This window comes from Betaproteobacteria bacterium, from assembly GCA_016713305.1.
Taxonomy (GTDB): Bacteria; Pseudomonadota; Gammaproteobacteria; order Burkholderiales.
This window is the reverse complement of sequence record JADJPK010000005.1, coordinates 1-12014: the sequence shown is the minus strand read 5'-3', so window position 1 is coordinate 12014 and position 12014 is coordinate 1. Positions and strand designations below refer to the sequence as shown.

At 57.6% G+C, this 12014-nt stretch carries 14 protein-coding genes and 3 pseudogenes; all 17 read right to left on the bottom strand.

Annotated elements, in window-relative coordinates:
* Positions 1-52: 52 nt before the first annotated feature.
* The 17 genes and pseudogenes from IPK20_05030 to IPK20_04950 all read right to left on the bottom strand — a co-directional run bounded on the left by IPK20_05030 (position 53) and on the right by IPK20_04950 (position 11898).
* Positions 53-625 (bottom strand): hypothetical protein, encoded by a 573-nt coding sequence (locus IPK20_05030; protein ID MBK8016129.1) that lies wholly within the window; start codon positions 623-625, stop codon positions 53-55.
* Positions 626-725: 100 nt separating this feature from the next.
* Positions 726-1055, bottom strand: a complete 330-nt coding sequence (locus IPK20_05025; GenBank protein ID MBK8016128.1) for a hypothetical protein — start codon at positions 1053-1055, stop codon at positions 726-728.
* An 89-nt stretch (positions 1056-1144) separates the two neighbouring features.
* Positions 1145-1459, bottom strand: coding sequence for a hypothetical protein (locus IPK20_05020; GenBank protein MBK8016127.1), 315 nt, complete (start codon positions 1457-1459; stop codon positions 1145-1147).
* Between the two features lie 5 nt (positions 1460-1464).
* A complete protein-coding gene (locus IPK20_05015) occupies positions 1465-1872 on the bottom strand; it encodes a hypothetical protein (GenBank protein MBK8016126.1) in 408 nt (135 codons plus the stop codon).
* 102 nt (positions 1873-1974) lie between these two features.
* A pseudogene (locus tag IPK20_05010) lies at positions 1975-2587 on the bottom strand (cold shock and DUF1294 domain-containing protein).
* 124 nt (positions 2588-2711) lie between these two features.
* A complete protein-coding gene (locus tag IPK20_05005; protein ID MBK8016125.1) occupies positions 2712-3116 on the bottom strand; it encodes an NYN domain-containing protein in 405 nt (134 codons plus the stop codon).
* Between the two features lie 282 nt (positions 3117-3398).
* Complete coding sequence (locus IPK20_05000; GenBank protein MBK8016124.1) at positions 3399-3836, bottom strand: DUF3465 domain-containing protein; 438 nt, start codon at positions 3834-3836, stop codon at positions 3399-3401.
* A gap of 569 nt (positions 3837-4405) precedes the next feature.
* Positions 4406-5071: a hypothetical protein gene (locus IPK20_04995; GenBank protein MBK8016123.1), complete on the bottom strand. Its 666-nt coding sequence runs from the start codon at positions 5069-5071 to the stop codon at positions 4406-4408.
* Between the two features lie 483 nt (positions 5072-5554).
* Positions 5555-5998 carry a tetratricopeptide repeat protein gene (locus IPK20_04990; protein MBK8016122.1) on the bottom strand — a complete coding sequence of 148 codons (444 nt, stop codon included), beginning with the start codon at positions 5996-5998 and terminating at the stop codon, positions 5555-5557.
* Between the two features lie 18 nt (positions 5999-6016).
* On the bottom strand, positions 6017-6340 hold the full coding sequence (locus IPK20_04985; GenBank protein MBK8016121.1) for a hypothetical protein: 324 nt from the start codon (positions 6338-6340) through the stop codon (positions 6017-6019).
* A gap of 63 nt (positions 6341-6403) precedes the next feature.
* Positions 6404-6940: a hypothetical protein gene (locus IPK20_04980; protein MBK8016120.1), complete on the bottom strand. Its 537-nt coding sequence runs from the start codon at positions 6938-6940 to the stop codon at positions 6404-6406.
* A gap of 282 nt (positions 6941-7222) precedes the next feature.
* Positions 7223-8158 (bottom strand): hypothetical protein, encoded by a 936-nt coding sequence (locus IPK20_04975; GenBank protein ID MBK8016119.1) that lies wholly within the window; start codon positions 8156-8158, stop codon positions 7223-7225.
* Between the two features lie 769 nt (positions 8159-8927).
* Complete coding sequence (locus tag IPK20_04970) at positions 8928-9536, bottom strand: hypothetical protein (protein ID MBK8016118.1); 609 nt, start codon at positions 9534-9536, stop codon at positions 8928-8930.
* Between the two features lie 24 nt (positions 9537-9560).
* On the bottom strand, positions 9561-10040 hold the full coding sequence (locus tag IPK20_04965) for a hypothetical protein (GenBank protein ID MBK8016117.1): 480 nt from the start codon (positions 10038-10040) through the stop codon (positions 9561-9563).
* 91 nt (positions 10041-10131) lie between these two features.
* A pseudogene (locus tag IPK20_04960) lies at positions 10132-10404 on the bottom strand (DUF1294 domain-containing protein).
* Complete coding sequence (locus IPK20_04955) at positions 10404-10745, bottom strand: cold shock domain-containing protein (GenBank protein MBK8016116.1); 342 nt, start codon at positions 10743-10745, stop codon at positions 10404-10406. The pseudogene IPK20_04960 and the gene IPK20_04955 overlap by 1 nt, the downstream one beginning before the upstream one ends.
* 511 nt (positions 10746-11256) lie before the next feature.
* Positions 11257-11898, bottom strand: a pseudogene (locus IPK20_04950) (DUF4062 domain-containing protein).
* Positions 11899-12014: the final 116 nt, after the last annotated feature.

Genomic DNA, 12014 nt, shown 5'->3' with positions numbered 1-12014 from the left:
CCGGGTTGGGCACAAACGTCTCAACGCGATACGAGGTGAAACCATTGAGCACCTATCGTCCGACGACAATGGTCTCGACCACTGTTGCCGACGACGCTTCGGAGAAGTAGGACAGCTCCACGGTCACGGTATTTGTCTGTGGATCCACTGCCTTGATCTCCACGCTAGTGCTATAGCGATCACCGATGCTCTTGCGCTTCTCGGCGGTCGGGAACAACTTCTCCGAAGACTTCTCGACAAGGTTCAATCTGTACAGAGCCCCCGTTCCGTAGACCTCTCCCGTTGCCACGTAGAGCGATTTAAGATCGCTTGTCCACGCGAACGAGGTTACGTCAGTAGCCCATTCCGGGTCTTGCCAGAATCGTGCATTGACGTCCCATCTGTCCCAGACCTTCAATTTGCCGAGGTCGATCTTTCCGGGGCCGGCCCCTGGGTCCGTCGCTATTACACCGATATTCGATCCGCCGCCGTCGTCGCAAAACAGAAAAACGGAGAAAGGTCCCCCAGGAGGTTGAGCATGGAGACCATGGACGCACGCTTCCCCGGACGCCTCCACCAGGTACTCGCCGCCCCATGCGGCGCAAGTGTTGGCTATGACAGCACCCAGGATGACGAGCGCCCGCATCGTAGGTGCCCAACGTTTGAGCTCATCTGCGGGCGACAGACGGCGCAGCCGGCTGGCGAACGTCAGGTGCAGCGAAGGGTTAGACGGCACCCTGCTGGCCCTATGTGTGCTGCAAACCATGCCGGCGCTCGATGATGCGCTTGCCAACAATAACGATGCCAAAACCGGCGAAATACAAGCCTGCCCAAGATGAGAATGGAATCTTGAACGCAATGACGGCAATGAAGACCAAGAGAAACCAAAGGCCGAAGATCGCGAGAACGGTCGCGTGTTGCTTTGCGAGCGACGGCAGTTGCTCGGCCCGTGCATCCTTGCAGTTCGTCGCTACCGCCGAATAGCCACCATCGCGCACGAGCTTGTACGCGCCCCAGAACGCCCAAAGGGCGATGACGAGGGAGAGAAGATGGAGGGCCAGGACGACGAAGACCATGAGTGCCGTCTAACGCTCGACATGAGCGGCGACCGCAGGCATGCGAAGCATGCCGTAGAGAGTCCGCTCGATGGAGGAGTTAGAACTCATTAGCGCCCGCCGAGAAAGATGGAGACAACAAACACTGCGAGCCCTCCCAACTGCAACCACTGAGCAACGTGCAGCCAACTGGCCCACGCACGAGAACGCGGGCAACCGGCTAGCGCGGTTCGGTACTGCCGCGACAGCACCATGCCGGAGAAGGGCCACCACGCGCGCTTTCGCAAGATAAGGCCCAGTGCGCTCGGATTGCCCCACGCTGAGTAGGTAGCCGGCGACTCCTCCTTCACCGCTTCCAGGAACGGGACACACACTGCGACAAAGATGACTTGCGTGATGACGACAAACGAGAACGCGCCGAACATGAGTTCTAACGTGAAAGCTGTGCGGCTGGGCGGCTTCTTGCGCAGGTCCGCTCGACTGTAGGGTTGGGCGTCTGCGATGACATTGTTTCTGCCTTTGTGAAACTATCGACCCTTAAGGTAAACGCTTTCACTGAATATTTCCCGATAACCAGCGTTGGTTTCAAACGAAGCTGTGACCATCTGTCATTTTTCGCCACAACGTTTGCGGACAAGATGGTCGGAGAGCCCACAAATGGCCCCTCAAATTCTTTGTATCCGTACGCGTTCTCGAAAACAACGGTGCGTTCGGCATAGGAATCGGACTGCCAGTCCTCTGGATAAAGGAGGCGCATTTCGACCCGATCTTTTTCGGGCGTAATGCGAACGCTCAGGATGCGTGAGTCCTGCCACTGGATGTCTTCGTCGATGCTCATATGGAAGTGTGAGACGCCTCGCGTAGGGCTAAACGAGCTGCGCGGCCTTTCCGCGCAGCGTCCAGCGACCGAAGGGAGCGCGGTTGAGCGCCATGTTAGCCCTCACGCGGCACCCAGAATCGATTTGAGTGTTCTCGCCCCAGCCGGCGACAACAACCAGCCAAGCCCTCCGCAGTTAAGCACCACGGTGACCCAGAACATGGCTTGAAAAGAAACCTTCGCCGACTTGTGCCGAAGCAGCCGTTGCGCAGCCAGGGCGCCCGGCCACCCACCAAGAAGGGCAAATAAGTGCAACGTACTTTCTTGGACTCGCCACTTCCCCCTCAAGGCGGCTGACTTGTCGAAGGCATAGGCAACAAAAGCGACGAGGCTCATTACAAGGTAGAGCGCAAGTACAGCGACAGGTAGGCGGCCGGCGACAACCACGACAACGACAAATACGAGAAAGCAAACAGACAGTATGGGAGGGATGCTACTGCGGCCGCGGGGAGCGGACGGCATGTCCCAATCACCGACATACGCAACAGCATTGGCTTGGGCACGGCCCTTGGCATCTCGCGTGAGTTCGTAGCTTACGAACTCTTCTCCATTCGGTCGACGCCGCCGATTGGAAAAGGAACTGATATGTACGAAGACCTGCTCGCCGCCATCCATGGGCGTAATGAATCCAAACCCTTTTCATCCTTCCATGGGTGATGCGACCCTGATAACGCATGGCGACTGAACAAGAGGGCTAACGTGAAGGTGACCGACACGTTGCGACAAGGGGCCGCTCGGTGCAGGCTTTCCAACGGCACAGTGCGGCCCCTTGCCGCAACGTGTCCGAGTCGACCGACCTGTTAGGCAGCATCGGGCGCGTCCTTCGGCAATTCAGTAGCCCACCGCTCCTTTATCATCCAAGCGACGTCTAGGATGTGGTAATCGTCGCAGGCATTCTGCAACCGCTCCGCTGCCGGAACTCCGATCGCAATCACACCCGTATTGCAGCCGAAGTCCTCGACGCGCCGCAGCGCGTGCGCAAAATCCGAGTCGTTCGACACCACGACCGCGTACGAACAGTTCTTCTGGGCAGCGTGGTACACCAGGTCCGCCACGAGTAGCGCGTCGACGCCCTTCTCTCGAAACTTTCCGTTCCCCAAAGGCACTGAGTCTCCAAGGACGATCCGACAGCCTTCAAGAAACTGAGACCCATGAATCTCGGTCGCCTTTTCGAGCTTCTCCTTCGTCGTGTAGAAGTAACTCAGGGAGCTCTCGCCCGAGCACTGCTGCGTCCGAGAGGCGTTTCAGTGAGCCGAACCGCAAATTCGACTCTCTTAGGCGGTTCAGAAAATTCGTCCCGTCCACGAAAACCATAGCCTTCTCGAACGCGCGAGGCGGATACGGCTGTGGAAAGGCGGGACCACCGTCGTCGCGAAGAGGTCTGGCCATACATGCTGCCTAACGATGAGCTTCAACGGACGACAGCGGCGGGCGAAGCACGCTGTTGGCGGTCCGTTGCAAGCGTGGGTTGGACATCAATCTCCCCCTCATTGAAACACTCTGTTTCTGTGCCGCAACCACCCTCCCGGATGCCTGCGATCCGGATCATGATGTGTCCAGTGGATCACGCCGCCCTTTGAGTTCCATTCATACACACCATTGAACTCCACGATATCACCTGGTAGCAGGGGATCGACTCTTGGCGCGAGGTCAACGTTATGCGCAATGAGAAGCGTCTGCCCTGACGACAATCTCAGTATGAAGCGCTGATGCCGACTTCCATCGTCGTCGTCGCTGAGCAGCCTTGTCACGACACCTACTCCTGAAACTTGGAACCCGCTTCGCCTTTCAGAGAATGCACGGCCGATTGGGTCGGACTGCGCGAACGCTTGTCCAATTGGAACGCCTTCGAGTGGCAAGAGGCTTCCACCCAGGCAGACCGCCACGAAAAACAATAGCGCGCCTAGAACTCGCCCCACTTGCACTGCTGTGCGCACGCTCAAGGCAATGGCTCCTTCATCTTCAGTTGCTCCGATGTCCAACGTCCGAGGTGAGGGGCGGCCGACCGAAGGGAGGGAACCCAGAAGCGCAGCTTCTGGGCCGTCCCCTCGACCGAAGTGTTAGGGCTCGGAGCCATGAAGTTCAGCCATGGTAGATGCGCCGGACGCAAGAGCGACAAGCTCAGAATGAAATGAGTCGACCGACGACGGTTCAATGCGAAGACAGAGGGAAGCCTCTTGGTGTTGAGAGGTTGGGCGAACGGGATACTCGGACTCGACAGATACCCAAACTGCGGAATGGCCAGAGCCGTCAAGGCAAACGAACGAAAGACTACATTGCCCGACACCAGCAGAACCCAACTGAAACTCGACAGAAGCGGATGGCGATGTGGGAAAGCCTTTGATTGCGCCGGCCAACTCAGCAAATGTGTCAGCGTAGCCCCAGACCAAAGTAGAACACGCAAACCGCCCATTCTCGGCTTCGATCTTGAAGCGCGCGAGACCATCACCGTCATCCGGTTGGTGGAGCGAAATGGTGAGAGTGCGCGGAGTCATCAGAGCCCTAACGCAGAGGTAACCGGCCCGTGTAGGTGGCCGATGGCCGCCGTAGCGGGTCCGGTTGACCGCAGTGTTAAAACACCTACCAAATTGTCTAGCAAACCGTCGTAGACAAAAGCCACATACCGATCAGTTACCTCGAATTCGCTAAACCCTGCGGCAACCAATCGTCTACGGAAATCGTGGTACTTGGCTGGTTCTATGCCGCTATTGCGAATGACTTCATCAAGCTTTGGAAAAGTGCCTTCACCTACTTTTGTGCTGCTAGCATCAAACGCCTGTCCGTTTAGGCTCTTGTGATAGCGAAGGCCATCACTCATTTGCTGGATCTTCCCGTAGGCGATAACGTCTTTTGCCAATGCCTCCAAACTCGCTCGTCGTGCAAAGAGAAATAAGTTCCATTGAGCCGCGTTCGCAAAAGGCAGCAATGCAACAGTGCCGAGCAATACGACGATCGGCAATGCATCCTTTCGAAACTTGGTAAGACTTGGTCGCCATAGACATCTTGCCAGTATCCAGCAGGCGAACACCGCCACAATGAACCCCAGAAGGACCGAAATTCCAAACCATTCGAAGAGCCCTATGTAAAGGCCCAGACCTACAACAATTAGAAGTAAGGCACAGCCGACGTAGATACCACCTCTTGGCAACCAATCACTCATTGGCTATGACCCACCCGCCCAACGCTCGACATGAGCGGCGACCGCAGGCATGCGAGGCATGCCGTAGAGAGTCCGCTCGATGGAGGAGTTAGAACTCATTAGCGTCCGCCGAGAAAGATGGAGACAACAAACACTGCGAGCCCTCCCAACTGCAACCACTGAGCAACGTGCAGCCAACTGGCCCACGCACGAGAACGCGGGCAACCGGCTAGCGCAGTTCGGTACTGTCGCGACAGCACCATGCCGGAGAAGGGCCACCACGCGCGCTTTCGCAAGATAAGACCCAGTGCGCTCGGATTGCCCCACGCTGAGTACGTAGCCGGCGACTCCTCCTTCACCGCTTCCAGGAACGGGACACACACTGCGACAAAGATGACTTGCGTGATGACGACAAACGAGAACGCGCCGAACATGAGTTCTAACGTGAAAGCTGTGCGGCTGGGCGCCGCAGGCGGCCAGTCCGAACGAGCGCCGGGTTAGGCCTCACCATTTTCCCGACACCGGAGGTTTGATTCGAGTTTTCAGAAACTCGAAGTACTTGGGGTTCTCGGCCTCAAGGATTGCCTTGCCCTCCAGGGAGTACGCGCGAGTCAGGTGCTCCGCGGACATGTCCAGATTCTCGCACTCGAACTCACATTGACCCAACCGCAGATGGACAAACGGGTTCCCGAACCCTCCCGGGCAATGGAGCGCATACGAGAAGGCTTCCGAGCCTGATGTGAAGAAGCCGCCGAAAAAGCATGCGTCACCGATGGCGGTAAGGAGCCAGGTGCTTGCCTCCCAGTCGTTCTTGGGCTCCGGGACAAGGCCCCAAGCGATGTTGTAGATCTCGATCGCTTGCTCAAACTGCTTCTTTGCAGCGAGTGCATCGCCTTCGGCGGACAGCTCCCGAATCTTCTGGTGAAGGGCCATCGGCAGTTCGTGCATGTGAGGCTTAACGTGCCGTTAACCCGAAGCCGCGTCTTCGCGGCGATCGGGTTGAACGGATTGTTGGGCACTACCCTGTAGAGCCCGAAGCATGCTTGCAGCTTCCTGAAGTGATGCTCGTGAATTTCGCAGGCCGAGCAACTGTTCCTCTAGTGGAGATACGTCCTCCTCAATCACTTGAACGGACAGACGGTTGAGACGATCGAGCCACGCTCGAGGTAACCCTTCAAAGGCAGAACCGTGAACATCAACTGCATCAGCGAAGGCGGAACTGGGCTGCGTCCCTCTTAGCACGCCTTCTGCCACCTCAAGCAGTCGCTTCGCAATCGCTTCGTTGCTCATGATGCCCAATGCTGGAATTCAGCCGCGCCGCGAAGCGGCGTCGGCTGTAATGCCTGGTTGGGCCTACCGTGAGAGAGACTTGATAAGTGGTGCGCGATACTCAGGGTCCTTCTCATTCCAGTCCATCCTCCCGCCCTTAAGGTCGGTGTTAACGAAGACTTCGCTGTAAAGATTCTCGCCCGCTTCAGCATTCAAAAAGAACTTCATTTTCACAACAGATTCCAGTATCTGCCGAGGGTCTGACGCCAGCCCCACGACCTGAAAATCGAGGCTCTCACGCGCGGCAAACGGAATGGGAGCGACACCGTAGAGCGCAGCTAGCTTTGAGATGAATCTATCTGTTTCAACCCCCATGCGGATGAATGCGCCTGATCCAAAATAGAAGAACTGGTCCGTTCCCTCAATCTGACGTTCCTTCCAATCCGGCGCCAACTCAATTCTGAAAGCTATGACTTCTCCACCCAGATTTCCACAAGCATCAATTCGGAGGCGTCCGTTGTCGAGAGTCTCGTGCTTGACACCAATAGTCAGGTCTACAAAACCTTCTTCTTCGGTTACAGAAACTTTTTGACACCCAAACAAAGGAAAGCTCGATGCCATAAGCGCGATCCCAACGAAGAGTCGAAGCCTCATTTTCAGTAGGCCCAACGTTTGAGCTGAGGGGCTGACACCGGGAAGGTGCTTGGCCTGCGAGGCGGATGATGACAGCGAGCGACTCGCGGGCCAAGCACCTTGCCGGTGGCAGTCCACTCGAGCGAAGGGTTAGGCGTCACTGGCCGTCGCTACTGCTGCAAGACTTTGACGGTCAGAGCCTGAAGCGCTACCACTTCCGCGCTGGGTGGCGTGTCAATGGAACCATGGGCGATTGCGTCCCGAATGTCTTTAAGCCGTTTGAACTCGGCTATATCGTCGTCGGTGATTGACTTCCGCAAGCAGGGAACACCAGACGAATCGATCACGAAGATTCTTCATGTTGTCGGTGTGGCGCTGAAGTAGAGCCGTGACCGATTGACCCGCCAGTGATGCCTTCGGGACTAACAAGGCGAGGCTCTCGGAATGATCTACTGCAGCAAACGTTGCATGCGTCTTCACTTCGAGTGCGAGGAAGAAGTACAGAAATCTCTTGAGGTCATCTTCTTCAAACATTGCCAGCTTGAAGAAGCGAGCTACCTTCACGTTGAGCTTGGGCACTTGCGAGACCACGCCGACTAGACCTGTTTGCACTGTCTGAGAGGTTGCGGCGATCGAGGCGAAGGCAAGGGCCGACATAGTGATCCGAAGATCATGAACTGTGCGTCCTTGGGGGGTCGTCCCGCACGTCGCTACATCCACTGAACGGGCACGGAAATGGCGCCCCGGAGTGAAGAAGTTGCATGTGAGGGCGGTGACCAACTCGGGGAGCACTTCGCTCGCCACTTCACGGAGGGCAGCTTTTGCGGTGGGGAAGCAATCGTAGGTCGTGACACTTCCGTCTGCTTCCTCCTTGAGCCGGCCGGCGTTGGCTTCAAACTCTTCCGTGGGCCCGACCGCGATCAAGGCATAGGGGCCGCTGCACTTGTGCTCCTTCTCCCACTCCGACTCGTCCGCTGCGTAGTCGTCGGACAGTAGGGCTCGGCAGGCGGCGTTCACCTTGGGCGCGATCGCAAGCTTGCATACATGTCCCTTGACAGGCACTGTTGCCGTCTCGGTAGATGCAACGGTGATGCCCTCAATAGCGAAGACTGTTAGGTGGGTGAAGCGCGCCCGCACCGTTTCGCCAGCTGCGAATAGGCGGAAGCCCATTGCCTTCATCACTTCGTCGGAGAACGTTACGGCCATATGCGATTGGAACGAGCGCGCCGGTGTTTGTGACGCCTAACGTTTGAGCTGAGGCGACCCCGGCGGTGGAGCGCTTGGGCCGCGAGGTGCAGGATACGCTTGAGCGCCTCGAGCGAAGGGTTAGGCCTCACTGCGGTACAGGTCCTGGTCGCAGTGGTAGCGATTACTCGGATTTCGCTCGCGCAAGCGGAGAACTTGTTCCCACGTAGAGTCCCAGTCAGCCTCAGCCGTTAGGGGATGACCTGGGTAGTCTTCGTGTGTGTGCTGATACACGCGCCAGATTGGCAACTCGGCCGCAGCCTTGGATTGGAAATACGCATCCAAGAAGTGAGGGAACCAGCCGGAATCCATGCCGATCGACATGTGCTCCGATCCAGCGAGGAAGACCAAGCCCCATGGATTTGTAGGGCCGAAGCCTTGCTCGCAGTAAGCGATGCCAGTGTTCGACTTCGGGTGTTCAAGCACTGACCAACACGGGTAAGCCTCATCAGGAGCACCATAGTCCCAAGCGCGCACGACGCTGGTTGGCTGAACGAGAAGGCCGCGAACGTGCTTGACGACTCGCGAATCATTCAACGAGTCGAGCTCTCGCTCTACGAGTTCCAGAAGCTTCTGAGGCGAGGCGACGGTCACTGTGAGGCCTAACGTTTGAGCTGAGCGGACGCCAGCGGCAAGGCGCCTGGGCCGCGCGGTGCATGATAAACGCAGTGGGCTCCGCGCGGCCCAGGTGCCTTGCCGGTGGAGGTCCGCTCGAGCGAAGGGTTAGGCGTCAACGCGCCGCGAGGCAGGCAGCCGCTTCGGCTAGCACGGGGCGGCTGCCGTCTTTGGCAACTGCGAGCGTGTGGATGACGCGATTCAGCTTACGCGAGGAAGCTTGAACAAGCTTCCAGTCCCAGGCGGACGGTGGCGAAAGTTCGGGGTACGTTGATGCCCACTTGAGCGCGCGTTCTGGCGAGTTGTGATTGGTGTGGGACGAAACAAGCCCCTTCGGGCCGATGCCCCCAAGGTGGAGTTGAATCAGCCCCCAGCCGCTTGAGCGGTAGCGAAAGGTCTTGCCATTGCAGCTACTCGGATCAAGAGCGTACCGTTCAATGGTTGCGGCGCCTGAGCCTCGGGCGAGAAGTTGCAGTAGTACGGAGGGTGCGGTTCCCTTGCAGCGGCCAAGAGGGTGGGCGTCGGCCACTTCGGCTGTGCTGCCAAATGTGCGGAGTTCAGCTTCTGGCTCGGAGTAGGCCTCGTAGACGGTGAACTCGTGTGACGTGAAAACGTAGTCTAGGACGGCTTCGAGGTCAGACTTGGCAGCTAAGAAGTCGCAATTGGGCACGGGGTTGCCTTTGACGCCTAACGTGCCGTTGAGCGGCGCCGGAGTGCGCAGCACGGAGGCGTCCGCTCCAACGGCTGGTTAGGCCGCAAAAACGCGACGTTCAACGCTGATCCCCCCTCGCTCCTCAAGTGAAAAGCACTGCGACTGCATGAGCCGCGGCTCCGCGCGTACGTACAGACGGTACCCTGTGGCCCGCAGGGAGATCTCGCCCTCTTGGCATTCGAATCGGAACAGGTGGTCCATCAGGGCGCCATTTGGCGTGGGTCTTGAGTCCTCACGATGGAGATCGGCGATCTCAATCCCGCCTTGCCGGGATTCTATGTTGAGCGTGACATCGAACGCGTTCTCGAAAACCATGGTCACCGGCGCTACCCAGAATTTGAAGTACGTCTCGTCCGGTCCCGGGTGCACCCATTTGAAGATGTAGTCCAGGTCCATTGCGAACTCGAACTTCTCTTCGTCGGCCACCATCGCCCATAGTCTGGAGTCATGCCAACCCATGAGTTCGAAGTCATCCGCAGTCCACAGCGGCTTGTCGACGCGATAAGGTTCGGTCATTGCGGCCTAACGTAGGGCTAACCGACGCTGCGCGGCCTTCCGCGCAGCGTCCAGCGACCGAAGGGAGCGAGGTTGAGCGCCATGTTAGCCCTCACGCGGCACCCAGAATCGATTTGAGTGTTCTCGCCCCAGCCGGCGACAACAACCAGCCAAGCCCTCCGCAGTTAAGCACCACGGTGACCCAGAACATGGCTTTGAAAAGAAACCTTCGCCGACTTGTGCCGAAGCAGCCGTTGCGCAGCCAGGGCGCCCGGCCACCCACCAAGAAGGGCAAATAAGTGCAACGTACTTTCTTGACTCGCCACTTCCCCCTCAAGGCGGCTGACTTGTCGAAGGCATAGGCAACAAAAGCGACGAGGCTCATTACAAGGTAGAGCGCAAGTACAGCGACGGGTAGCGGCCGGCGACAACCACGACAACGACAAATACGAGAAAGCAAACAGACAGTATGGGAGGGATGCTACTGCGGCCGCGGGGAGCGGACGGCATGTCCCAATCACCGACATACGCAACAGCATTGGCTTGGGCACGGCCCTTGGCATCTCGCGTGAGTTCGTAGCTTACGAACTCTTCTCCATTCGGTCGACGCCGCCGATTGGAAAAGGAACTGATATGTACGAAGACCTGCTCGCCGCCATCCATGGGCGTAATGAATCCAAACCCTTTTTCATCCTTCCATGTGGTGATGCGACCCTGATAACGCATGGCGACTGAACAAGAGGGCTAACGTTTGACATGAGGGGTGGCCGACCGGCGTAGCCGGTTGGACATCCCCTCGATGGAATGGTTAGGGTGCGCTTGTTGCATCGCTCCTCTTGCGACGCACAGCTCTCCCTCCAGGCTGAGAGGAGGCTTCTTCTGCCGAAATGGTCTTCGCTGCCTCCACCTCTGGGCGCGTGGCTCTGTGCAACTTAAGAACATCGATTCCCTCCTGCGTGAGAGACCAATACGACTCTGCGTCTGCAACTGGGCTTCTTCTTGCTCGGCTCAACCAAGTCGAGACTCGCGAGATCCGCAAACAGAAGTTTCATGTGATTGGTCGGAATCGGCGCGGACGGCGATAGCACTAGGCTCGATTCCGGCTTGTTCATGAGTGCCAGGTACTTTGACGCCTCAGAGGTAGATATCTCGACCATCATCTCTGGAGCGAGCTGCGCGAAGATCGTGAACAGATCAACTTGAACCTTTATCTCCCACTCCGGCTTTCCGCGCTCTCTCAGGTGCAGCGTCTTGGATACAGCCTTGAGCGTCTCGACACGAGAAACAAGATGAGCCCGTCGATCAACTGCCTCTGGTTCTGCACGGCACTCAGCTGTGAACGCAATTCCGCGTTTTCACGCGAGAGTCGCGAAAGCTCGTGCATCACCTCCGGACCGGCCGAAGCCGTAGCTCGGGTCCAACCCGTGCGAGGTGTCGTATTGAAGGCCTTCATGAGGGCAATCGAGACTTTGCCGTGCAAGTCATCCGCCGTCCTCCAGAATCCAACCGGCCTTTGCTTGACTTTTGACTTGAATTTCGCAAGAGCGGCGATCTTGTCCTCGTCTCTGTCCGTGTGCTTAGCGAGTGCGTCTACTGAGGGATCAATGACAAAGCCAAGAACCGGAATGCCCTTTGCGGCCGCGTAGTCGTACTCTTTCTCTGTGTAGCTTATGCCGCCAGTGACCGATCCATAACGATGCCCAACCACAACTACGTAGTAGTCGGTTTCGTCGATCTGGCGAGCGATGATCTTCCACTGCTCTTCATCGGCCGCACTGAACATCTCCATTCCGACGGGGAATGCGCCCCATCTCCAGAATCGCCTGATGACCTGCGCGCGCTCCTCCTTTAGATCGTCGTAGGTTGAGCTCCTAAATACGGTACTTAATCATCTTTCACGCCGACAGATGTGGATGAGCGGAGCTGGCGCGCCCAACGTTGTTCGACGTAAGGGGCGGCCCGCTTGCGGGACGTCCCCTTGACGGAGGGGTTAGG

Excerpts from the sequence above, each read along its gene's own strand:
- IPK20_05030 (MBK8016129.1), bottom strand. The coding sequence starts at position 625 with ATGCGGGCGCTCGTCATCCTGGGTGCTGTCATAGCCAACACTTGCGCC.
- IPK20_05025 (MBK8016128.1), bottom strand. The coding sequence starts at position 1,055 with ATGGTCTTCGTCGTCCTGGCCCTCCATCTTCTCTCCCTCGTCATCGCC.
- IPK20_05020 (MBK8016127.1), bottom strand. The coding sequence starts at position 1,459 with ATGTTCGGCGCGTTCTCGTTTGTCGTCATCACGCAAGTCATCTTTGTC.
- IPK20_05015 (MBK8016126.1), bottom strand. The coding sequence starts at position 1,872 with ATGAGCATCGACGAAGACATCCAGTGGCAGGACTCACGCATCCTGAGC.
- IPK20_04995 (MBK8016123.1), bottom strand. The coding sequence starts at position 5,071 with ATGAGTGATTGGTTGCCAAGAGGTGGTATCTACGTCGGCTGTGCCTTA.
- IPK20_04990 (MBK8016122.1), bottom strand. The coding sequence starts at position 5,998 with ATGCACGAACTGCCGATGGCCCTTCACCAGAAGATTCGGGAGCTGTCC.
- IPK20_04985 (MBK8016121.1), bottom strand. The coding sequence starts at position 6,340 with ATGAGCAACGAAGCGATTGCGAAGCGACTGCTTGAGGTGGCAGAAGGC.
- IPK20_04980 (MBK8016120.1), bottom strand. The coding sequence starts at position 6,940 with ATGGCATCGAGCTTTCCTTTGTTTGGGTGTCAAAAAGTTTCTGTAACC.
- IPK20_04975 (MBK8016119.1), bottom strand. The coding sequence starts at position 8,158 with ATGGCCGTAACGTTCTCCGACGAAGTGATGAAGGCAATGGGCTTCCGC.
- IPK20_04965 (MBK8016117.1), bottom strand. The coding sequence starts at position 10,040 with ATGACCGAACCTTATCGCGTCGACAAGCCGCTGTGGACTGCGGATGAC.
- IPK20_04955 (MBK8016116.1), bottom strand. The coding sequence starts at position 10,745 with ATGCGTTATCAGGGTCGCATCACCACATGGAAGGATGAAAAAGGGTTT.